Origin of the sequence: Oryzomonas rubra, from assembly GCF_008369015.1 — a bacterium.
GTDB lineage: Bacteria > Desulfobacterota > Desulfuromonadia > Geobacterales > Pseudopelobacteraceae > Oryzomonas > Oryzomonas japonica.
This window is the reverse complement of sequence record NZ_SRSD01000003.1, coordinates 58,218-78,150: the sequence shown is the minus strand read 5'-3', so window position 1 is coordinate 78,150 and position 19,933 is coordinate 58,218. Positions and strand designations below refer to the sequence as shown.

Below are 19,933 nucleotides of genomic sequence, written 5' to 3'. Positions count from 1 at the left end.
CACCTCAGCACGTCAAGGTTTTTGCTCCCCTTGGGGGATGATGTCTATGATGGTTACCTCGGGAGGGGCCAGCAGGCGTAACGGTGGCCCCCAGGTGCCGCTGCCACGGGAGACGTGGATGAGCGAATTTCTGGCGGTAGTGGTTGTTCCGCAGGGGATTGGGTACTGAATACGTACCAGCAGGTTAAAGGGAAATATCTGCCCCTTGTGGACATGGCCGGACAACTGCAAATCGAAAAGGCCGTCGCTGGCGACCGGAATATCCGGCCGATGCTTGAGCAGCAGGCAAAAGCGGTCTCTGGGGACGGACCTCAGGAGCGCCTGTTCCGAAGGGGAAGGGGCGGGAACCCCCATGCGCCGGCCGGCCGGATCGTCTACGCCGCCGATGGTGATGCCGTTGGGAAGGGGGACCGCCTGGTTGCGGAGCACGGTAAACCCGGCCGTGCGGGTGAAGGCCAGCGCCTGGTCCAGACCGGCGTAGAACTCGTGGTTACCGGTCACGGCGTATTTTCCGCCCGGGGTCTCGATGGACGCCAGCATAGTGGCCAGTCTGTTCTGATGCGACATGACATCCTCCCGGGAGAGCCTGCCATCCACCAGATCGCCGGTGGACACCAGAATGTCGGGCCGAGCGTCCCGGACGGCGGTCAGGATGCCGTTCAGACGGGATTCTCGGAACAGGAGCCCGATGTGGACATCGGATATCTGCACAATCCTGACCCGGCCGGCCGATGGCGGAAGCTTGGCGGTGGTCACCGTCACATGGTCGGTCCTGATGCGCCGGGCGTCGTAGAAGGCATAGGCGCTGGCAAGGAACGCGAATACCAGGGCGACCGTGCAGGTGACGGTTGCGGTCAGAAACCCCGGGGTGGCGGTCCCCCAGAGGCGGTTCGACAGCCAGGCGAGCAGCCTTAGTGCGTCGCATGCCAGCAGCGTAGCAACAAAGATGAAGAGCGCCCCCATCCAGGTGTAGCCGGGCCATGCCAGGAAAAGGGCGCTCCGTTCTAGGCCGGCGCCTTCGGCCAGGCGCACCAGCATGGGGGCCGCGGTCATCAGGATCATCCATGCCGCCAGTACCAGGGTGAGGGGGTGGTTCGGCAGGAATGCGCCGCGCAGCCTGAGAAAGGCATAGGCGTGCATGCCGCCGTAGAGGCTCAGGAAGGTGATCAGGAAGAGGGACATGGGATGTGTTCCTTGACGCCGCCGAAGCTCAGGCGGTGGACCGGTGAAGGGCCGAGTTGGCGGATCGCTGCAAGATGGGCGGCGCTGCCGTACCCCTTATGGCCGGCAAAGCCGTAGCCGGGGTACATGACATCCAGTTTCCGCATCAGGCGGTCGCGGGTGACCTTGGCGATGATCGAGGCGGCTGCGATGGAGAGACTGAGGGAGTCCCCCTTTTTGACGGTTTTCTGAGGGAGGGTGGAGTCGATCTGGGTGATTCCGTCGATCAGAATGAAATCGGGCCGGGGGGAGAGGGCGGAGACCGCTTCCAACATGGCGTGGCGGGTGGCTTGGAGGATATTGATGCGGTCAATCAGCTCCGGGCTGCCCATACCGACGCCGATGGCGAGGGCCTGGGCCTGGATGACATCGAAAAGGCGTTCGCGGGTTTCCGGAGAAAGTTTCTTCGAGTCATCGACCCCGGGGATGCGAAGCCCTTCGGGAAGTATGACCGCCGCCGCAACCACGGGACCGGCCAAGGGGCCGCGCCCCGCCTCGTCAACCCCGGCAATCATGGTAAACCCCCGACTGCGGGCGTGCTGCTCAAGGGCCAGGGTGTCCAGAGGGGGGACGGGAAAGAGTTCTGTTTGTCGCATGGTTGGTCCCTAGAACCGAAAAAGCCCCGCTAAGCGGGGCTTTTTCGGTTCTTTTCTTCTCAGGCTCCGGCGATATATTTCTTCTCGCGGATGCGGGCCGCCTTGCCGCGCAGATTGCGCAGGTAGTACAGCTTGGCGCGGCGAACATGGCCGCGGGTCACGATCTCGATGGCCTCGATGCTGGGGGAGTGCAGCGGGAACACCCTCTCCACGCCAATGCCGTTGGAAATCTTGCGGACCGTGAAGGACTCGCGGATGCCGCCGTTCTGGCGGGCGATCACCACGCCCTGATAGGCCTGGAGGCGACGTTTGTCGCCTTCAACGATCGCAACCTGTACCTTGACCGTATCCCCGACCTTGAAGGGGGGGATGTTTTTCTTCATTTGTTCGAATTCCAGAGTATCGATGGTGTTCATGAGTGCCTTCCTCCTCTATGTATCTGCTTCCTGTTAAAGTGCCTCTTGTTGTGTTCCCCTCAGGCGGGCGAGCATGATGGCCGCCGCCGAACGGACCGAGAGGTGGTTATAAGATCCTGCACCCGCGATGGGTTCAAGAACGTGATCTGCCGCAATAAAGCATTCATCCGTCAGACCCCAGCCGGTACCCAGAAGAAGCAGGTACGGTTGGTCGGCCTCGGCCAGCATCTGTCGGAAAGCCGGAAAAGAAAGGCTGTCCGGCCGCTGTGCCGCCCCGGTGATGATCGTCTTGACCGGCTTGGCAAATCCGGCCTGGAGATCGTCGACGGCCATTTTCAGGTCCGTGCAGATCCGGACGATACCGAGCGCCTCGCGGCGGTCCGGGTTGTAGTCCGCTCCCCACCCCTCCTGCCAGTGGCCGGTGATCCGTTCCGCCAGACTCCGCTGTTCGGCGGACGGGGTCACGATATAAAAGCGCTCCAGTCCAAAGGTACGCGATGAACGGGCGATATCGTGCAGATCCAGGTTGGTCAGGGCGGTGGTCACCACCTCGCGCCGCTTGTTATAAACCGGGTAGTGCAGCAGCGCTATCGCCATGTTGGCCCTGTCAGCAGCCACAGGTGCCGTCTTCCCGTTCAATCTCGGCCAGCAATGCGCGATCTTCCTTGTTCAGGGCGATTTCCTCCAGCAGGTCCGGCCGGAGTGAGCGCGTTTTGCGCAGCGATTCGCGCCGCCGCCATTTTCTGATCAGCTCGTGGTTGCCGGACAGGAGCACCTCCGGCACCTTGATGCCGGCGAATTCCGGCGGGCGTGTGTACTGGGGGTACTCCAGAAGGCCGTCGCAGAACGAGTCGGTTTCGGCCGATTCGTCGCTGCCGAGCACGCCGGGCAAAAGCCGCGTCACGGTATCCACGATGGCCATGGCGGCGATTTCGCCCCCGGAAAGGACATAATCGCCCAGGGAGATATCATCCTCCACGTACAACTGGCGGATACGCTCGTCGATCCCTTCATAGCGGCCGCAAACGATGATCAAACCGTCGCTTCCGGCCAGTTCCGCAGCCACCTGGTGGGTAAGGCGTCTCCCCTGGGGGGAGGTCATAACCACCGTCGAGGCGGGACGACGGGCCTTGACCGCTTCGATGCAGGCGGCCAGAGGTTCCACCTTCATGACCATGCCGGCGCCGCCGCCATAGGGAGCGTCATCGGCGGTCTGGTGCCGGTCGGTGGCCCAATCGCGGATGTTGTGCAACGCAATCTCAATGAGCTGTTTGTCTTTCCCTCTCCTGATGATGCTCTCGTCGAAAGGACCGGCGAACATCCCGGGGAAGAGGGTCAATATATCGAAAATCATAGATCCAGAAGCCCGTCCATTGGGGTGATGACCATGGTGCCGCCCGCCAGATCAACGGAGCTGATCACGGAGGCTACCGCCGGGATCAGGTACTCCTGCTTCTCCTTGCGTACCACATAGACGTCGTTGCTTCCGGTCTCAAAGATGTCGGCCAGCGTACCGAGTTCGACCCCGTCGACCGTCACGACCCGAAGGCCGAGCAAGTCGCACCAGTAATACTCGTCATCTTCCGGTTCCGGCAACTGACTGCGCCGGAGGCATAATTCGCTCCCCACCAGAGGCAGAACCTGGTCGATACTGTCGAAATCCCGCAGAGTGAGGATGAAACCGGCGCTGTGCGGCTTTACACCCTTGACGCCGAATTGCCGCAGCGTCGTGCCGTCAGGGCTTCTCAGGGTGATGATCCGCGCAGCGCCCAAGCTCTCAAGGTTGCCCGAATAGGAATAGACCTTGAGCTGTCCCTTGATCCCATGGGTCCCGCTGATCTTGCCCACGGTAATCAGTTCGTCCGGATCGCCCATTATTCTACGATTTTGAGGATAGCCTTCTTGTTGTCCTTGGTGGACACGGCATTGAGGATCGTGCGAATCGCCTTGGCAGTGCGGCCTTCCTTGCCGATGATACGCCCCATGTCCTCTTTGGCGACGGTCAGTTTGATGACCAAGGTATCCTCTTCCGTTTCCTCGGCCGCCTTGACCTGAGTCGGATCGTCAACCAATGCCTTTGCGATGGTTTCAACAAGTGCTTTCATGTCGGTATCCTCTGCTCATGTAGAATCGCCGGCGGACCGGGGTGGATACACTCGCTATGCCGTCGGAGCCGCCGCCTTGCCCAGAACGCCGGCATTTTTGAGAAGCTGGCGAACGGTTTCGGTCGGTTGTGCGCCCTTTTCAAGCCAGGCCTGGGCCTTTTCCACGTTCAGCTTGATGGCTGCCGGATTTTTGGTAGGGTCGTAGGTCCCTACGTTTTCAATGAAACGTCCATCCCTGCGGCAGCGCTCATCGGCTACAACCACTTGGTAGAAAGGTCTTTTCTTTGCGCCTGCACGTGCAAGCCTGATCTTGATTGCCATCTGAATCCTCCTGATTCTTTCTTCTGCGAAGTTAAGTAAAACCGTAATGCGATTGTTGTCTAGCCGAACGGGAGCATGCCCTTGCCAAGCCCCCCCATACCCTTGAGGAGCCCCTTGGGTCCGAGTTTCTGGAGCTGTTTGACCACCTTCTGCGCCTCGGTGAAGCGCTTGAGCAGTTGGTTGACCTCCTGCACGGTGGTGCCGCTCCCCTTGGCGATCCGCAGGCGCCTGCTGCCGTTGATGATACCGTGATTGGCCCTCTCGCCCGGCGTCATGGAGCGGATAATCGCCTCGATCCGCTTCATTTCGTTCTCGCTGGGCTGGGCCCCCTGCATCTGCTTCATCATTTTGCCCATGCCGGGGATCATCCCCATGAGCGATTCCAGCGAACCCATCTTCTTGATCTGCTGGAGCTGGGCCAGGAAATCTTCCAGGTCGAACTGGTTCTTCTTCAGTTTCTGCTGGAGCCGGGCAGTCTCTTTTTCGTCAAAGACCGACTGGGCTTTTTCCACCAGCGTGAGGACATCGCCCATGCCCAGGATGCGCGACACAAGGCGGTCGGCGTGGAAAACCTCCAAGGCGTCGAGTTTCTCACCCAGGCCGACGAACTTGACCGGTTTGCCGGTAACCGCCCTGACGGAAAGAGCGGCGCCACCTTTGGCGTCGCCGTCCAGCTTGGTCAGGACTACGCCGGTGATGTCCAGCCGCTCGTTGAATCCGCCGGCAACGTTGACGGCCTCCTGGCCGGTCATGGCGTCCGCCACAAAGAGGATTTCCAAGGGCAGAACGGCGGCCTTGATCTCGGCCAACTCGTTCATCAGGAAATCGTCGATCTGGTGCCGTCCGGCAGTATCGAGGATAACCGTGTCGAAACCGTTCAATTCGGCGAAACGCATGGCGGCCGAACAGATATCGACCGGTTTTTGGTCGGCCGAGGAGTTGAAGACCTCAAGGCCGAGTTGTCTGCCGACGGTGGTAAGCTGTTCAATGGCGGCCGGGCGGTAGACGTCGGCCGGGACCAGCAACGGACGGCGTTTCTGGTTCTTCAGGTGCCGGCCCAGTTTGCCGCAGGTGGTCGTCTTGCCGGCGCCCTGAAGGCCGACCATCATGATCGCCACCGGCGGTTTGGCCGACAGATTGAGGCCATTGTCCTCGTTGCCGCCCATGACGGCCACCAGTTCGTCGTGGACGATCTTGATGACCTGCTGGCCCGGCGTCAGGCTCTGCACGACTTCGGTGCCGACCGCCTTGACGCGTACGCTCTCGACAAAGTCCTTGACGACCTTGAAATTGACATCAGCCTCAAGGAGCGCCAGGCGGACTTCCCGCAGCGCCTCCTTGATATTGTCCTCGGTCATTACCCCTTGGCCGCGGAGCTTTTTGAAGACCGATTCAAGTTTTTCCGAAAGGCTGTCAAACATCGTCGTTGCATCGTCTCATGGTACGGAATATTCCAAAAGGGGTTTACTATAAAGTAGCCTTTGGAGAACTGTCAAGAACTATTTGTTTTTAAAGCCGTATTGCCTGTCCTGCCGAAAGCAGGCTTTCGGCGATGGTAAGCATGTTTGTGGTGCCGCCGGCCCTTAGCTTGTCCTTGAGTTTGAAGAAGTCCAAGCAGAGGCCGCAGGAGAGAATTTCCACCCCCATGCCCCCCAGTTTTTCCAGCGCCTCCAGCGCATCCGAACCTTCCGTGGTCAGGAACACCCCGGTGTTGAGGAAGAGCATGCGCGCCGGGAGTTCGCTCGTTTCCAGCAGGGTGTGGATGAAGTTTTTCATCAGCAGGCGCCCCAATTCCTCCGGGCCGTCCCCCAGACGGTCGGATGTGATCAACAGCACCCGTTCGCCGGTGACGGCAGTCGTCGCCGCTTTCTGCGCCGGTTCGCCGCTGGAGACGATGGTCAGGGCCCAGCCGGTGCCGTCCCGCTCTTCACTCACTTGACAGCCGCGATTGCGGGCAAATCGGGTAACGTTCTCCCGCGGTGCGCCGTCGTCCAGCAGGACCCGCAGTTCCGTCTGCTCCTCCAACGCCTTCTTTACCGTAATCACCGGGGCCGGACAGGCCAGGTTCCTGCAGTCGATGGTAGTCATTTCTTTCCGTACCTCTCTATAAAATGGTCAGGGGCTCGTTTGCCTCGTTAACCCAAAACGTAACGAACTCTCCCCCCATGTATTGGCTGACAAAGGCCGGCAGCAGGCTCTCCCGTTCCAGTATCTGCATGATTTCCTCCCGCACATCTTCGCTGAAACGCAAGGCCAGCCCGCAGTCGGTCTGGAGCTGGCGGGGGGCGGGTATGAGCAGCACCGGCAGTCCGAGGGCCTTGAGCACGCCTTCGGCCTTCATGACCCGGTGGCCGGAATTGAATACCGCCAGTAAATGTCCCTCCTGTACCATAAGGCGTTTCTCCATCTCCCCATCCTGTTAGAACATAAGCGGATTGACAAACTGTAGACGAATTTCTACTATGCTTGAAAGGAGTTGTTCATGCAAGAGTCTTTGATAGTTGTACTGGTGGTTTGTGTGGCGTTCCTTTCCAGTATTCCCTGCGGGTATTTACGCCAGAATTACAAAAAATATTCATTCATGTGGTTTTTGCTCATTCATATTTCGATCCCCATTATTGCCCTGCTACGCATCTCGGCCGGCCTCAGTTGGCGCGTCATCCCCCTCACCCTGGGAGGGGCGGTGGCCGGCCAGATTACGGGTGGTATCATCAACCGGCGGAGAAAACAAAATGGCTAAGCGGGCGAAGATGCGCTTCCCCCAACTCCTGCCGGACCTGCTCAAAAAACAGATGGCGGGGCTCGGATTGGCGGAACGGCTGCGGGAGGTGGAGATCTGGCGTCTCTGGCCCGAGGTGGTCGGCCCGACGGTGGCCTCGCGGGCGCAACCGCTGCGGATCATCAACGGCACCCTGACCGTTGCCGTGTCGAGCGCCGCCTGGATGCAGGAGCTGCGGTTCCTCACCACCATGATGAAGCAAAAGCTCAACGAACAGCTTGGGGCGGAGCTGATCAAGGAGATTGTCCTTCGGCCCGGTACGTTTAAAAAGAATACCGAACCTGTCGATGATGACGAGCCGGCGCCCCCGAAAGTGCTGGGCGAACAACAAAAGGCGTTCATTGCCGAACAGGCGGCCGGTATTGTCGACCCTGAAACCCGTGAGGCCTTTGTGGACCTTATGACGACCTCGTTTGAACGGGGGCGCTCGCGTTCCTGACGGCAAGCACGTGAAATACGGAAAACCAGGCAGCCCCGCTCTTCGTGAGTTTCTCACCGTGGTCCGGGGCTGTCTGGTTGTGGATCGAAATCGTGTTGTTGCGTGTCAGGCCCTGGTCAACTGACGGTATTTGATCCGGTGCGGTTGCTCCGCCGCCGCGCCCAGCCGCTTCCTGCGGTCCTCTTCGTATTCTGAATAGTTGCCGTCGAAGAACACCACGCTGGAATCTCCCTCGAAGGCCAGGATGTGGGTGGCGATACGGTCCAGGAACCACCGGTCATGGCTGATGACCACGGCGCAGCCGGCGAAGTTCTCGAGCGCCTCTTCCAGGGCGCGCATGGTGTTCACGTCCAGGTCATTGGTCGGTTCGTCCAGCAGGATTACATTGGCCCCGCTTTTGAGCATCTTGGCCAGATGTACCCGGTTGCGTTCACCGCCGGAGAGCATGCCCACCTTCTTCTGCTGGTCCGCACCGGAAAAGTTGAAGCGCGACACGTAGGCCCGTGAGTTGACGGCCACCTTGCCAAGTTGGACGGTGTCCTGCCCCTCGGAGATCTCCTCCCAGATATTCCGGTCCGGGTTCAGGGCGTCGCGGCTCTGGTCCACGTAGGCCAACTGCACGGTGTCGCCGATACGGAACGAGCCGCTGTCGGGCTGTTCCTGACCGGTGATCATGCGGAACAGGGTCGTCTTGCCGGCGCCGTTGGGGCCGATGATCCCTACGATGCCGCCCCGGGGCAGCCGGAAGTTCATTGTTTCGAACAGCAGCCGGTCGCCGAAGCCTTTGGCCACGTTGTCCGCCTCGATGACGATGTCCCCCAGGCGCTGCCCTGGCGGGATGTAGATCTCCAGGTCTTTGGCCTGTTTTTCGCTTTCCTGGGCCACCAACTGCTCATAGGCGCTGATGCGGGCCTGGGACTTGGCGTGGCGTCCCTTGGGGGACATCCTGATCCACTCCAGTTCCCGTTGCAGGGTCTTCTGGCGATCGCTCTCCTGCTTTTCCTCCTGGGCCAGGCGGTTTTGCTTCTGTTCCAGCCAGGATGAGTAGTTGCCCTTCCAGGGGATGCCCTCACCCCGGTCCAGCTCCAGAATCCAGCCGGCCACGTTGTCCAGGAAATAGCGGTCATGGGTCACGGCGATGACGGTGCCGGCATAGTTGTGCAGATGGTGCTCCAGCCAGGCTACGGTTTCGGCGTCCAGGTGGTTGGTCGGCTCGTCCAGAAGCAGGATGTCCGGTTTCTTCAGGAGCAACCGGCAGAGCGCTACGCGGCGTTTTTCACCGCCGGAGAGTACCTGGACCGGCGTGTCTCCCGGCGGGCAGCGCAAGGCATCCATGGCCATTTCCAAGCGGCTGTCCAGGTCCCAGGCGTCCAGGTGGTCCAGTTTCTCCTGCAGCGTGGCCTGGCGTTCGCACAACTTTTCGAAATCGGCGTCCGGCTCGGAGAACTTGTCGGTGATGGCGTTGAACTCGGCCAGCAGATCTACCGTCTCCTGGACCCCTTCCTCCACCACCTGGCGCACGGTCTTGGCCTCGTCCAGGTGCGGTTCCTGCTCCAGGTAGCCCACGGTGTAGCCAGGGGAGAGCACCGCCTGGCCGTTGAAATCCTTGTCCACGCCGGCCATGATCCTGAGCAGGGAACTCTTGCCCGAACCGTTCAGGCCCAGCACGCCGATTTTGGCACCATAAAAGTAGGAGAGGGATATGTCCTTGATGACCGGTTTCTTGTCGTAAAACTTGCTGACCCGCATCATCGAGTAAATGATTTTAGTAACTTCCTGTGCCACGCGCAGTCTCCTTTGGGAACCGAAATGTCACATCCTTTTACACGTCGCTTGTGACGACTGTCAACCGCTTTGGATTTTTCCGCAGGCAATCGCTTGACAAATAAGAGGCAATAGGTAGTGTTTATGTCTATCCGACGGCAGGTGCCGGTAGTATCAGAATCCAGGGAAAGGAGATCAGATATCATGAGTATTAACGTTCAGGAGGCTGTCAAACGTTCAATTCAGACCGAAAAGAACGCCATGAATTTTTACCAGGTGGGTGCCAAACAGATGAGGGACACGGCGGCCCGCCGGACATTCGAAATTCTGGCACAGGAAGAACGGGAGCATGCCGGGCAATTTTACCGGATATATGATGGCAAGGATATCCCGTCCCTGGACCAGTTCCTTGATACTCCCCCCGACAATGAATCGAGCTGGATTACGTCGATCTCCCGGCTCATCGACGAGGACTTTACCGAGCAAAAGGCGCTGGAACTGGCTATGGAACGGGAGCAAAACCTGGAGCAGACCCTTCTGGAAACAGCGGCAAAGGTTAACGACTCCGGGGTACGGGCGGTGTACGAACTGAACGCCAAGGAAACCCACAATCACTACCTGATGATCGAGTCCGAATATGCGCGTGTCATGGGTATGGTGCATGAAACCGATATGGACACGTATGTGAGAGAATAGCTGCCGTATTTTTTGCAAGCTGTGGCAAAGCCCATTCATCCGGCGGTTGAATGGGCTTTGTTGTAACTGACACTGTACATCACCCCGGCGGTATATTATTATATGGACCGCATGCAGACGTGGGTCGTGCAGCGTATCGGGCTAAAGCTTTCAGTGACCGATGCCGATCAGGAACTGTAGCGGGCAGGGACGGGAGGACTACCATGGCGAGCCAGGCGGTCGGGCGAAAAGAGCCTCAAGATATCGAATTAACCGTGATCGGCAATGGCCTTTGCCTATTGATTGCAGCGGCGGGATTGCTGGCCGGTTCCATGACGACCAATCTCAGTCTGGCGTACTGGCGCGAGGATATTGTGGCGCTGGGGATCACCGTGATCATGGGGATTCGCCTGGTGCGCAGCCTGACGGACGCCATGGCACAGTATCAGGAGACTCCGCTGCCGGTACATCAGCCCCGTCGGGCGGAGACGCAGGAACGGGTAAATGTCCAACCTGAAGGGGTGGCGGCGGGGCAGATACCGGCCGTGTCCAGTTTTACCCCCGACAAGGTGGTGGAAGAGGTGGTCAAGCGCATAGAGACCCAGAAGGCCGAGGCGGCCAAGAAGAACAAATTCACGAACTAGCGCTCCGTGCGGTTGCTTCGTACTCGTGCTTCCGGCTCTTTTGGCCGCTGCCGTCGTTGCGGCTCCTTGATGTAAAACCTGCGCCACCCGTGTCGCCGCACCTTGGCACCAGCCAAAACGGTTCGGAATAACTTCCCACGACCAACCGCACGGAACACCGGAAGGGACCATGCCCCCATCGAACCGATTGACCCTTGAAAACTGCGCCCTGCTGTTGCAACGCCGCGGGGTCATCTCCCCGGAGCAACAGAAGGATATCCTTTCCCGCGGCAAGGCTCAGGAAAGCAAGCTGTTCGCCTACTACCAGGCCGGCGCATCCCGCAGGGTCCAGCACGGTGCCGAGGCCATCTCGCCGGTGGAGGTGATCGCCTCCTTCAATCTCGAACTGTCCGGCTCTCCCGGAAAATTCCTGACGGAAGATCTCATTACCGAGGTCGTGGCCTCCGCCGTCGGCCTGCCCTACCTCAGGATAGACCCGCTCAAGCTTGATCTGAATGTCGTCACCGCCCACATCCCGCGCCCCTTTGCCCTGAAAAACCTGATTGTCGCCGTTGCCGAAGACAAGGGCGTGATCACGGTAGCCGTGGCCGACCCCTTCAACGATACCATGGTCAAGGAACTGGCCGCGGCGCGCCGGCTGGAGATCAGGCGCGTCCTCAGTTCCAAAAGCGATATCCTCAAGATACTGCGCGAATTCTACGGGTTCCGCGCCTCGGTCATGGCCGCCGAAGCCGAGGCGTCATCCGGTGTCGAACTGGGGAATCTGGAGCAGTTCTTCAAGCTCAAGGGGCACCACGACATTGAAGGCAACGACAAGCATGTGGTGGATGCGGTGGATTTCCTGCTGCAATACGCCTTCGACCAGAACGCCAGCGATATCCATATCGAGCCCAAGCGGGAAAAGTCCCTGATCCGCTTCAGGATCGACGGCGTCATGCACAATATCCACGTGATCCCCAAGCCGCTTCATGCCCCGATCGTTTCGCGCATCAAGATGCTCTCCCGAATGGACCTGGCGGAGAAGCGCCGTCCCCAGGACGGCCGCATCAAGACCAGTTCCAACAACAAGGATGTGGAACTGCGCGTCTCGACCGTTCCGGTCGCGTTCGGCGAAAAGGTGGTCATCAGGGTCTTCGATCCGGACATCCTGCTGCAGGATCTGGACAGCATGGGCTTCTATCCCCGGGAACTCGCCCTCTACAACGCGTTCATCCGGCGGCCTAACGGCATCATCCTGGTTACCGGCCCGACCGGCAGCGGCAAGACCACGACCCTGTATTCCTCCCTGCGCTCCCTTTCCTCCCCGGAGGTGAACATCATCACCGTCGAGGACCCGATCGAGATGGTCATGGAAGAGTTCAACCAGATCGGCGTGCAGCAGGCCATCGGCGTCGGCTTCGATTCCATCCTGCGCAACATCCTGCGCCAGGACCCGGACATCATCATGATCGGCGAGATCCGCGACCGGGAAACTGCCGAAAATGCCGTACAGGCCGCCCTGACCGGCCATCTGGTGCTTTCCACCCTGCATACCAACGATTCCGCTTCGGCCATCATCCGCCTGCTCGATTTGGGGGTGCCACCATTCCTCATCTCAGCCACGGTGATCGGTATTGTGGCGCAGCGGCTGCTGCGCAGGATCTGCCCCCACTGCAAGAGCGAACGCGAACTGACCCATGACGAACGCACCTACCTGCAACTGGGTAAAAAGGCTTCCAGGGTTTGGGAGGGGGGAGGGTGCAAGGAGTGCCGCTCCACCGGTTACAAGGGACGTACCGGCATCTTCGAGGTGCTGGACATGTCGGAGCGGGTCAAGTCCCTGATTACCGGGTCGGTGGAGTTGGGGGACCTGCTGGCCGCAGCCCGCGAGGACGGTTTGGCCTCCCTGCGGCAGATCGCCATTCAGAAGATGCTGGAGGGGGTGACGACCTATGAAGAGGTTGTGGCCATGACCGGATAGGGCAACGCCCTTTATTGGGGAAAGGGGAAAGCCGACCGGAAATTCCGGTCGGCTTTCTTTGTTTGCGGCCTGCAAGGGGGAATAGCTATTTTGCGGTTGTTTTGGCCTTTTGCTGCCGGACGAGGTAATTGGCGGTGTAGATGTAATCATCGATCCCGTCGTACGTTCCGTCACCGTTCAAGTCGTGCTTCGCCGGCGTCTTGGCGGCATCCTTGAGGAAGGCGGCGAATTCCTTCTCCGTAGCTGCCGCTTTCTTGATGGCCGGGGCGATGGTCAGAGGGTATTCGGTCACCTTGGTTTCATTCAGGACCATCAGGCTTGCGCTCAACGCGCCTTTCGCAGGAAGGGCTTTAATGAGCCAGGTGGATGAAGTGTCGTCTTTTTTCAGGGAGACCATTTTTGCGCCGGTCAGGGCGAAATTGGGCGAACTTCCCGTCTCCGCGGAAAGATCGGCGACTATGGTCACGGTGGTCGTGCCGTCGCTCAGGACGACAAAAGGCTCCTGGCGGAAGGAGGGGGAAATCTGCTGTTTGAACAGTGCGACCATGATGGCGGGAGTCTTGTCTCCCCGGTAAGCCCTGAAGCGTTCAAGGACAGCCGTGTTGGAAGCGACGTTGATCGTTTCCGCTTTCTTTGCCGCCGCCGGGGCCTTGGTCGCGGCCGGCACTTCCCCGGCAACGGGGGCTTCGCCCGCGGGAGGCGTTTCCCCCGGCTTGGCGGCCGCCTCAGGAGTGCTGGGTTGGACCGGCGTTTCACCGGTGGCAGTTGTTTTTGTCTCACCCTTTATCTGGCTGTCCGACGGCATGGTGACCGTGCCGAGATAGGTGGCGCCACCACTACTGGTAGCAGTTGCGGCGCCGGAAGTTGCGCTGGTAGCGCCTGAAGTCGTGCCGGTGGTGCCTGAGACTGAGGCCGCGCTGGTGGTGTCTGAGGTCGTGGTGGTGCTGGTCGCGTTGTTATCGCTTGCTGTAGAGGTGGAGGAAGAATCGTTTATAGCGCTCCCACTACTATTGATCAAGCTGGAGGAGGCAAGCGAGACCGTGCCTGTTCCCGTATGTGTCCCAAAGGCGATGGTGGCGATCGTGCCGCTGCCTGAAAACGATGCGCTGCTGACGACGGCGATCCTGATCGACCCGGCAACGTTGGTATTGGCTGCCATCATTGCACCGGAAATGAGACTTCCCTGGGTGACCGACGGCGATGCCAGGCTCGTTGTGTCGTATTTCAGGGTCATCTCGATACCCGACACACCATCCATGCTGCTTCCCTGGACGGTATAGACGCCGTTACCGGAAGAACTGACTGTTATGGACGCCCCCAGGGAAAGCGAAGCGCTTGCCAGGATCAGGGTTGCCGCCATAAGGATATGTCCGATATGTCGAGTCATGGTTTGTCTCTTTCTGCCGGATGAAATTTGTTAGGTATAAGCATAGCTTAGGGCGGAATTGATGGCAACGGAATTCAGCGTATCTTCACCTGCTGCCGTTTGTTTCTGAACAAAGCTGGTAACGGATGTGCGGTCCCGTTACCAGCTTTCTTGTAAAGCACTTTTGTCCCTAGGCGTATAGAGCGTCGGTTATTGATATGTTGTCACAAAGTTGATTTTGCTGCCGGGTAAGATGCTCAAGTTGGGACCAGGGAGCTCCTGCCCGACTGTAGGTGCGGGGTCAACCAAAGGCATGGACGCAGGAACGGCGCCTGCCGTGGCGAGGGTAAAGTTAATTGTCGCAAACTCGGCTCCAGTGCCGGTGTTGGCGGTTGTACTGCTTTTCAGTGGCACCCTGCCGTTATTCACCATAGAGATGGTCAGCACCCTGCTGCCGATGTCGTAGGAACTCAAATTGAAATCAGACGATGAGACCAAGACCGGCCCGGATGGCACGATGACCCCTTTGCGAAGCGGGCAAAGGCCCGTCGTGGCGCCAGGAGTTGATGAGTAATTCACCAACACTCCACTGGGTACATTCATCGTTGTCTGGACGGTTACCACTGTGCTAGTGGATGTCATGTTGCCGAACAGGTAGGCTTTGGTGGTCGCTTTCGTTACGGAGCCGCCACCGCCACCGCCTCCTCCACATCCGGCAAGTGTTAGAGCGAAAATAACGCTGATCATAGTTGTCGTCACATATCTTTTCATAGAAGAACTCTCCTGGTTTGGGTTGTGTAAGGAAGGCCTCCTTTTCGGAGGCCTTCCCGTATATCATTAGAACGTTGCTATCAGACCAAGGCTGCGGAGTAGGATGGCGTAGACGTCAAGCAGGTTGATTTTGCCGTCCGGTTTTGCCGCACCGTTGGAGTAGGGAGCAACGTCGGCATGAACGAGGTCCAACGGGGTGGGTGACTCGAAACCGGTGGCGATGTGGAGCGCCTTCAGGGCGCTGGCCAGGTAACCGCTGGTGCCCGGCAGCAGGCCATCCTTATTGCCCAGGAGGATCGAGGCCGTGATGGGGGGATAGGTCGTGCCGCCCCCCAGATTGGTGTCGGTGAATCTCACGTACACGGTTTTCAACCCCTCGCCGCTGGTCAAGGTCCAGCTCGGCGTCATGGTTACGGTGACTCCTGCGGTCATGTCCGGCGAGGCGAACGGACCGGACCAGGTCGAGCCGTCGTTGGAGAGTTCATAACTGGCAATCCCCGTTGGATCAAAGACCTTCAGCGTCAGCGTGACATTGGGGGTCGGCGTCCAACTGGCCCCGTTGTTGATCAGGGCGCTGGCGACCAGGTCGATTGTCGCCATGTTCCAGACACCGCTCTTGACCGATTCCTGGTTGCCGGCGCTGTCAATGGCGAAGTATTTGATGGTCGTTGACGAACCGGCGGCGGTATTGATCTGAATCGGGGTTGCATAGACCAGCGAACCCGTAGTCGGGGTGGTGCCGTCGGCGGTGTAGTAGATGGTGGCTGTCTCGTTTGCCGTCAGGGTGACCGCAAGCGAGCTGCCATTGGTGTAGGTACCCGGAACCGGGCTCGGCGTGGTGACCGGCGGGGTCGTATCCAGGGTGATGGCGGCGGTGATCGGAGGATACTGGACACCGGTGGGCAACGACTTGTCGCGGAAACGGGCATAGACCGTGCGCGGCCCGTCGCTGCCCGTAAGAAGAGTCCAGGTTTTACGGGTCGCATAGGGCTCCTCGCCGCTCCAGTTGATGCCGTCATTGGAGAATTCCATGGTGGCGACGCCGACCGGGTCAAAGGCGTTCAGGTTCAGGGTAACGGCCAGGGTTTTGGTCAGGGTAGCGCCGTTGTTGATCTGCATGGTGGCCACCAGGTCCGGCACATGGATGTACCAGGTGTCGGTGTGGACCGCTTCGGCCGTGCCGTTGACGTCGACGGCGAAGTAGTTGATGGTGGTGGTCTGGGTCAGCGTGATCGGCCCGGTGTAGGGAGGCATCGCCGTCGTGGGCGTGCTGCCGTTCAGGGTGTAGTAGATGGTCGCCGGCGGCGCGTTGGTTGTTGCGGTCAGGGACACCACCACCGGAGCCGCCGAATAGACGGCGGGGACCGGGCTGGCAACCGTTACCGGCGGACTGGGCGGATTATTGACCACATGAGTAATGGTCGCGGTGGCAACCGGGTTCTGCCCCGCGCTGGTGCGCGCTTCGACCGTGATGGTGTAACTGCCCACGGCCGCGGTATCCGGCAGGGTCCACATGTCGTTGGTGCTGAAAGCCTGTACCTCGACCCCGTTGAGCAGGAAGCGGTACTGATAGACGACGGCCAGGGCCGCATTGCCCGATGTCGCGCCCGTACCGGCGGCGGTGAACGAAACATTGGTGCCGACCACATGCCCCACCGGTTTGCCGTCGGTGATGGTCACACCGGTGGCCGCGGTCCAGGCGGCCGTGGTGACCGGTGCGCTCTGTGTGGCACTCGATGGGTTGTTAGGCGTTGAGTAGTCGTTCAGGGAGATGACGGCATAGGTGTATGTCGTCCCCGGGTTGACATTGGTATCGGTATAGATTGGCGGATAGCCCGGCAAATAGGATATCTCCGCCAGGGCAGTGAAGCCTGTGGGATACGTGTAAGGACCGGCACCGGAAGCGCGAAACACCTGGAAACGGCTGGGCGTGGAAACGGGTGCGCTGTCGGTCCACTGGAGCACGACCTGGTTGATGTTCGGGTTGGTGTAGGGGGTAACATAGTTAGTCAGACCTTGTACTGGAACCCCACCAATGCTGGCGACAAGACCGCTCGGAGAAAGAGGAGGCGCCGAGGATACGCTGAATATGACCGGTCGCATGAAGTCGTTTTCCTCATGACCGAGGATATGGCAGTGCCAGACGTATTCGTAACCGTAGTCTGTGGGATCGTTGGGTACGTTTACGGCAAGACCGGCGACCGGTGTCCCCCCCTGGCCGAGATTGCCGATATCGGTCGTTGCAATAGGGGCGTGGAGGGCCATGGTCGGGTCGATGAGGCGATTACTTTTGGGAAGAGGCAAGCCAACAGCAGTGGGGTCTGTATTCAAGCCCACCCATGCGCCGGGCAACGCCTGCGCCTTGGGCCGCAGGGCGACGATGATGTCCTCCAGCGGGTTCATGCGGACGGTTTCATTCCAGCCCAGTTCGTTGTCGTCCGGCGGACGGATGGCTCCATCCCAGCCGACCCGGTTGAGTACCTGCACGTCAAACATGTGGAAGTGGACCGGGTGAGTATCGACACCGTTATGGGTTATCTTCCAGATCTGCGGGTGCCCGTCCACGATCCGCTCCGTGGCCGGCTCGGCGTACCCCATGGGGATGGTCGTCTGGTTGAGCTGGGTGGTGAAGGGAAGTTCGATCCCCAAGGTGGCGTTCATACGCCCGTACGGGTCCCACAGCTCCTGGATGGCCTTGGGCTGGAAGGGGATGGTCACCGGTATGGTGCTCGCGGTGTAGTCGCGATTCAACGGGTTCAGGGTGATGGCATAATCCTGAATCCTGGCGTATCGCTCCGTCGGCGCAGTAACGCCCCATGCCGCCACGGGATAGGTCGGCTCGGGGATGAGCGGGGCCGGCTGGCTGGTCTTGAAGGCGGCCGGCAGGGCCGCTTTAAGGTTGGCCAGCAGGTTGGGATTCGGTTGCGGTGCGCCCGCCACCCGGAACTGCATGACCGTGCGGGTATTGGGGCCGTACCCACGCAGGGTCGAGGGGGCGCCGCCGCTGGTGGTCTGGTCCGGATTGCCGGTGTAGTAGTCGATACGCGTATCAAAGGCCGGGACCGGCGCCGGGGCATCGTTGTAGAGAATAATGTTCTTGCCGATGTATTTCGGGTCGGAGAAGTCGACGATCACATCGGCACGCACCGCAGACCCCAGGAAGAGGTTCTTTTCCTGGACGTTCAGAACCACGATGTCGCGGCGGTTATAGTTGTAGTTGACCGGCTGGTTGGGGTGAACGACCGGATTGGGCAGAATACCGCTCTCGTTGCCGATCTGGATGATATTCGGCCCCATGGTGGTTGGGTCCGGCACGCCGCCGGCCCTGCCGTCGGTGGGCCAGACAGCCACATCCGGGAACGGCCCGGCCGGAAATGACGGCGTGGGGGCGGCCGCCACCATCTTTACTTCCGTGCCCAGCGGATCGTTGGGGTCAGCAACGAAGAGGCTCAGGTTGAGCATGCGGTCGTTGGAGGCGTTCAGTATGCGGAACCGGTACGGTTTCGGCTCCACGGTCAGATAGGGGTAGGCGGTGCCGTTGACCAGTATGGTGTCCATGAACGCTTCCGGTGTCGTGGAAGGCTCGGGCAGGGTATTCTTATCCGCCGCTATGGATACCGGCGGCCAGAACCAGGGGCCGTAGTCCCAGCGCCCGAAGGGGTTCGCCCCGCCTGGGCTGGTGGGGTCCTGGTTCCGTTCATAAACATGGGGGAACCAGAGGTCGCCGTAGACGCCCCAATTGTTTGCCACCCCTTTGGAACTCTTTGTCCAGAGGGCGTCCTGGGTGTCTATGTTCTTGGGCACAAAGGTCTTGTCCTGGATGATCAGGGGAATCCCGTAACGGTATTCGCAGACCGCCGTCCCTCCGCCGGGGCAGATGTTCGGCAGGGTTCCGTTGTTGATCAGCCCCTCTTCCACCGGATCGGTTATCAGGTAGCCGGCCGCTTCGCCGGCATAGACGTTCAGGCGGGTTATCCCGAGGGAGTGGTCGTGGTAGAACATCAAGCGGCCGCTCTGTTGGTTGGTCCAGTAGAAGGTCAGTTCTCCCGGATTTGTTTTACCCATGTCGGGGACGTCCCGGGCGGAGGCACCCTTCTGGTACGGGGTCGATATCTCGTTGACCGGCACCGTCCACTGGTGGGGGGTGCCGTCGCTGATCCAGGGGGAGTTGCCGCCATGGAGGTGGACCGTGGCGCGGTTCTGGGTGTAGTTGCCGCTGTAATTCGTGAATGCGGGAACGGTGGCGCCGATCGTGCTGGCGATTGCGGACGTGGTAACCGTTGGGCCCCGTCCGGCGCCCATCAGGCTGGTATCCACCGGGATGAACAGTTTGCCGGCATTACCCGTGGGGAGCAGGTTCCTGAACCTGACGCGGACCGGCACATCCCGTTGGGCGATAATCAGGGGGCCCAGATACTGGGTGGACATGTTGGTGAAACTGGCATTGAGGTCCCGGTAGCCGCGCAGCCGGGTTTTTTTCGGCAGGTCGGAGTGCATCTTCTGGGAATACTCAACGAGCCCGATCTCATAATAGTCGGAAGCAGGTATGGCGGTCACGCCGTCCGTTGCCGTTGTTGCCGGAAATGTCGGGCTGGTGACCTTGTTGGCAATCGGGATGTAGCTTCCCAGGTTGTTTTCATTACAGGTCCCCACCCCCGGTGGGCTGCTCATGGTGCAGTTGGGGAGCCCCAAGCCTGGAAGCTTGTCGACAAACTTCCGGAGGGCCGCGCCAGAAAGGCCTCCGGAGGGGCTGTTGGCGTAGTAGGTGCCACCTCCCGGGCCTGCCTGGACCCGTGGGGGGCTCCAGAGGAAAACGGCAATTACCAGCACCAGTCGTAGCAATATCCAGAATTGTTCTCTTTTCATGATGCCCCTC

General features: G+C 59.9%; 20 protein-coding genes. 5 read left to right on the top strand and 15 right to left on the bottom strand.

All coding sequences use genetic code 11. The annotated features are described in order from the left end of the window. Nucleotides 1–12: 12 nt before the first annotated feature. The 11 genes from ET418_RS05405 to ET418_RS05355 form a co-directional block, all read right to left on the bottom strand. Nucleotides 13–1,182: a metallophosphoesterase gene (locus ET418_RS05405; RefSeq protein ID WP_149306571.1), complete on the bottom strand. Its 1,170-nt coding sequence runs from the start codon at nucleotides 1,180–1,182 to the stop codon at nucleotides 13–15. Beyond that, entirely contained in the window at nucleotides 1,167–1,817 is a 651-nt protein-coding gene (locus tag ET418_RS05400; RefSeq protein ID WP_149306570.1) for a ribonuclease HII, read from the bottom strand. Before ET418_RS05400 ends, ET418_RS05405 begins: the two co-directional genes overlap by 16 nt. 59 nt (nucleotides 1,818–1,876) lie before the next feature. Continuing rightward, nucleotides 1,877–2,233 (bottom strand): 50S ribosomal protein L19, encoded by a 357-nt coding sequence (gene rplS / locus ET418_RS05395; protein ID WP_149306569.1) that lies wholly within the window; start codon nucleotides 2,231–2,233, stop codon nucleotides 1,877–1,879. 33 nt (nucleotides 2,234–2,266) lie between these two features. Beyond that, nucleotides 2,267–2,851, bottom strand: coding sequence for an RNA methyltransferase (locus ET418_RS05390; protein WP_149306568.1), 585 nt, complete (start codon nucleotides 2,849–2,851; stop codon nucleotides 2,267–2,269). Then, entirely contained in the window at nucleotides 2,841–3,587 is a 747-nt protein-coding gene (trmD, locus tag ET418_RS05385) for a tRNA (guanosine(37)-N1)-methyltransferase TrmD (RefSeq protein ID WP_149306567.1), read from the bottom strand. Before trmD ends, ET418_RS05390 begins: the two co-directional genes overlap by 11 nt. Next, nucleotides 3,584–4,108, bottom strand: a complete 525-nt coding sequence (gene rimM / locus ET418_RS05380) for a ribosome maturation factor RimM (protein ID WP_149306566.1) — start codon at nucleotides 4,106–4,108, stop codon at nucleotides 3,584–3,586. Before rimM ends, trmD begins: the two co-directional genes overlap by 4 nt. Then, nucleotides 4,108–4,338, bottom strand: a complete 231-nt coding sequence (locus tag ET418_RS05375; RefSeq protein WP_149211006.1) for a KH domain-containing protein — start codon at nucleotides 4,336–4,338, stop codon at nucleotides 4,108–4,110. Before ET418_RS05375 ends, rimM begins: the two co-directional genes overlap by 1 nt. Before the next feature lie 54 nt (nucleotides 4,339–4,392). Continuing rightward, complete coding sequence (gene rpsP / locus ET418_RS05370; protein WP_149306565.1) at nucleotides 4,393–4,659, bottom strand: 30S ribosomal protein S16; 267 nt, start codon at nucleotides 4,657–4,659, stop codon at nucleotides 4,393–4,395. Nucleotides 4,660–4,718: 59 nt separating this feature from the next. Beyond that, nucleotides 4,719–6,080: a signal recognition particle protein gene (gene ffh / locus ET418_RS05365; RefSeq protein ID WP_149306564.1), complete on the bottom strand. Its 1,362-nt coding sequence runs from the start codon at nucleotides 6,078–6,080 to the stop codon at nucleotides 4,719–4,721. Between the two features lie 88 nt (nucleotides 6,081–6,168). Further along, a complete protein-coding gene (yedF, locus tag ET418_RS05360) occupies nucleotides 6,169–6,747 on the bottom strand; it encodes a sulfurtransferase-like selenium metabolism protein YedF (protein ID WP_149306563.1) in 579 nt (192 codons plus the stop codon). Between the two features lie 16 nt (nucleotides 6,748–6,763). Beyond that, the gene (locus tag ET418_RS05355) at nucleotides 6,764–7,066 is read right to left on the bottom strand and encodes a putative Se/S carrier protein (RefSeq protein WP_246152952.1); all 303 of its coding nucleotides are present in this window, start codon (nucleotides 7,064–7,066) and stop codon (nucleotides 6,764–6,766) included. A gap of 75 nt (nucleotides 7,067–7,141) precedes the next feature. On the opposite strand from ET418_RS05355, the gene ET418_RS05350 reads away from it, so the two are divergent. Together ET418_RS05350 and ET418_RS05345 are read left to right on the top strand one after the other, a co-directional pair. Beyond that, a complete protein-coding gene (locus ET418_RS05350; RefSeq protein WP_149306562.1) occupies nucleotides 7,142–7,399 on the top strand; it encodes a hypothetical protein in 258 nt (85 codons plus the stop codon). Next, the gene (locus ET418_RS05345; RefSeq protein WP_149306561.1) at nucleotides 7,392–7,877 is read left to right on the top strand and encodes a DciA family protein; all 486 of its coding nucleotides are present in this window, start codon (nucleotides 7,392–7,394) and stop codon (nucleotides 7,875–7,877) included. The genes ET418_RS05350 and ET418_RS05345 overlap by 8 nt, the downstream gene beginning before the upstream one ends. 105 nt (nucleotides 7,878–7,982) lie before the next feature. Here ET418_RS05345 and ettA read toward each other — a convergent pair whose 3' ends face one another. Further along, the gene (gene ettA, locus ET418_RS05340) at nucleotides 7,983–9,662 is read right to left on the bottom strand and encodes an energy-dependent translational throttle protein EttA (protein WP_149306560.1); all 1,680 of its coding nucleotides are present in this window, start codon (nucleotides 9,660–9,662) and stop codon (nucleotides 7,983–7,985) included. Nucleotides 9,663–9,845: 183 nt separating this feature from the next. Between ettA and ET418_RS05335 the strand changes: the two genes are divergently transcribed. The 3 genes from ET418_RS05335 (at nucleotide 9,846) to ET418_RS05325 (ending at nucleotide 12,920) form a co-directional block, all read left to right on the top strand. Continuing rightward, on the top strand, nucleotides 9,846–10,337 hold the full coding sequence (locus tag ET418_RS05335) for a ferritin-like domain-containing protein (RefSeq protein ID WP_149306559.1): 492 nt from the start codon (nucleotides 9,846–9,848) through the stop codon (nucleotides 10,335–10,337). 203 nt (nucleotides 10,338–10,540) lie between these two features. Continuing rightward, nucleotides 10,541–10,960 carry a hypothetical protein gene (locus ET418_RS05330; RefSeq protein WP_149306558.1) on the top strand — a complete coding sequence of 140 codons (420 nt, stop codon included), beginning with the start codon at nucleotides 10,541–10,543 and terminating at the stop codon, nucleotides 10,958–10,960. Between the two features lie 169 nt (nucleotides 10,961–11,129). Continuing rightward, nucleotides 11,130–12,920, top strand: a complete 1,791-nt coding sequence (locus tag ET418_RS05325; RefSeq protein WP_149306557.1) for a GspE/PulE family protein — start codon at nucleotides 11,130–11,132, stop codon at nucleotides 12,918–12,920. An 85-nt stretch (nucleotides 12,921–13,005) separates the two neighbouring features. Here ET418_RS05325 and ET418_RS05320 read toward each other — a convergent pair whose 3' ends face one another. The 3 genes from ET418_RS05320 to ET418_RS05310 all read right to left on the bottom strand — a co-directional run bounded on the left by ET418_RS05320 (nucleotide 13,006) and on the right by ET418_RS05310 (nucleotide 19,923). Next, the gene (locus ET418_RS05320; protein WP_149306556.1) at nucleotides 13,006–14,307 is read right to left on the bottom strand and encodes a cohesin domain-containing protein; all 1,302 of its coding nucleotides are present in this window, start codon (nucleotides 14,305–14,307) and stop codon (nucleotides 13,006–13,008) included. 189 nt (nucleotides 14,308–14,496) lie between these two features. Beyond that, complete coding sequence (locus tag ET418_RS05315; protein ID WP_149306555.1) at nucleotides 14,497–15,057, bottom strand: hypothetical protein; 561 nt, start codon at nucleotides 15,055–15,057, stop codon at nucleotides 14,497–14,499. 66 nt (nucleotides 15,058–15,123) lie between these two features. Then, nucleotides 15,124–19,923, bottom strand: a complete 4,800-nt coding sequence (locus ET418_RS05310) for a chitobiase/beta-hexosaminidase C-terminal domain-containing protein (protein WP_149306554.1) — start codon at nucleotides 19,921–19,923, stop codon at nucleotides 15,124–15,126. Nucleotides 19,924–19,933 lie beyond the last annotated feature (10 nt).

What these genes read in the sequence shown, in the direction of transcription:
- ET418_RS05355 (WP_246152952.1), bottom strand. Translation starts at nt 7,066, where the DNA reads ATGGAGAAACGCCTTATGGTACAGGAGGGACATTTACTGGCGGTATTC.
- ffh (WP_149306564.1), bottom strand. Translation starts at nt 6,080, where the DNA reads ATGTTTGACAGCCTTTCGGAAAAACTTGAATCGGTCTTCAAAAAGCTC.
- trmD (WP_149306567.1), bottom strand. Translation starts at nt 3,587, where the DNA reads ATGATTTTCGATATATTGACCCTCTTCCCCGGGATGTTCGCCGGTCCT.
- rimM (WP_149306566.1), bottom strand. Translation starts at nt 4,108, where the DNA reads ATGGGCGATCCGGACGAACTGATTACCGTGGGCAAGATCAGCGGGACC.
- ET418_RS05405 (WP_149306571.1), bottom strand. Translation starts at nt 1,182, where the DNA reads ATGTCCCTCTTCCTGATCACCTTCCTGAGCCTCTACGGCGGCATGCAC.
- ET418_RS05310 (WP_149306554.1), bottom strand. Translation starts at nt 19,923, where the DNA reads ATGAAAAGAGAACAATTCTGGATATTGCTACGACTGGTGCTGGTAATT.
- rpsP (WP_149306565.1), bottom strand. Translation starts at nt 4,659, where the DNA reads ATGGCAATCAAGATCAGGCTTGCACGTGCAGGCGCAAAGAAAAGACCT.
- yedF (WP_149306563.1), bottom strand. Translation starts at nt 6,747, where the DNA reads ATGACTACCATCGACTGCAGGAACCTGGCCTGTCCGGCCCCGGTGATT.
- ET418_RS05315 (WP_149306555.1), bottom strand. Translation starts at nt 15,057, where the DNA reads ATGAAAAGATATGTGACGACAACTATGATCAGCGTTATTTTCGCTCTA.
- rplS (WP_149306569.1), bottom strand. Translation starts at nt 2,233, where the DNA reads ATGAACACCATCGATACTCTGGAATTCGAACAAATGAAGAAAAACATC.
- ET418_RS05345 (WP_149306561.1), top strand. Translation starts at nt 7,392, where the DNA reads ATGGCTAAGCGGGCGAAGATGCGCTTCCCCCAACTCCTGCCGGACCTG.
- ET418_RS05320 (WP_149306556.1), bottom strand. Translation starts at nt 14,307, where the DNA reads ATGACTCGACATATCGGACATATCCTTATGGCGGCAACCCTGATCCTG.
- ET418_RS05325 (WP_149306557.1), top strand. Translation starts at nt 11,130, where the DNA reads ATGCCCCCATCGAACCGATTGACCCTTGAAAACTGCGCCCTGCTGTTG.
- ET418_RS05330 (WP_149306558.1), top strand. Translation starts at nt 10,541, where the DNA reads ATGGCGAGCCAGGCGGTCGGGCGAAAAGAGCCTCAAGATATCGAATTA.
- ET418_RS05350 (WP_149306562.1), top strand. Translation starts at nt 7,142, where the DNA reads ATGCAAGAGTCTTTGATAGTTGTACTGGTGGTTTGTGTGGCGTTCCTT.
- ET418_RS05375 (WP_149211006.1), bottom strand. Translation starts at nt 4,338, where the DNA reads ATGAAAGCACTTGTTGAAACCATCGCAAAGGCATTGGTTGACGATCCG.
- ET418_RS05400 (WP_149306570.1), bottom strand. Translation starts at nt 1,817, where the DNA reads ATGCGACAAACAGAACTCTTTCCCGTCCCCCCTCTGGACACCCTGGCC.
- ET418_RS05335 (WP_149306559.1), top strand. Translation starts at nt 9,846, where the DNA reads ATGAGTATTAACGTTCAGGAGGCTGTCAAACGTTCAATTCAGACCGAA.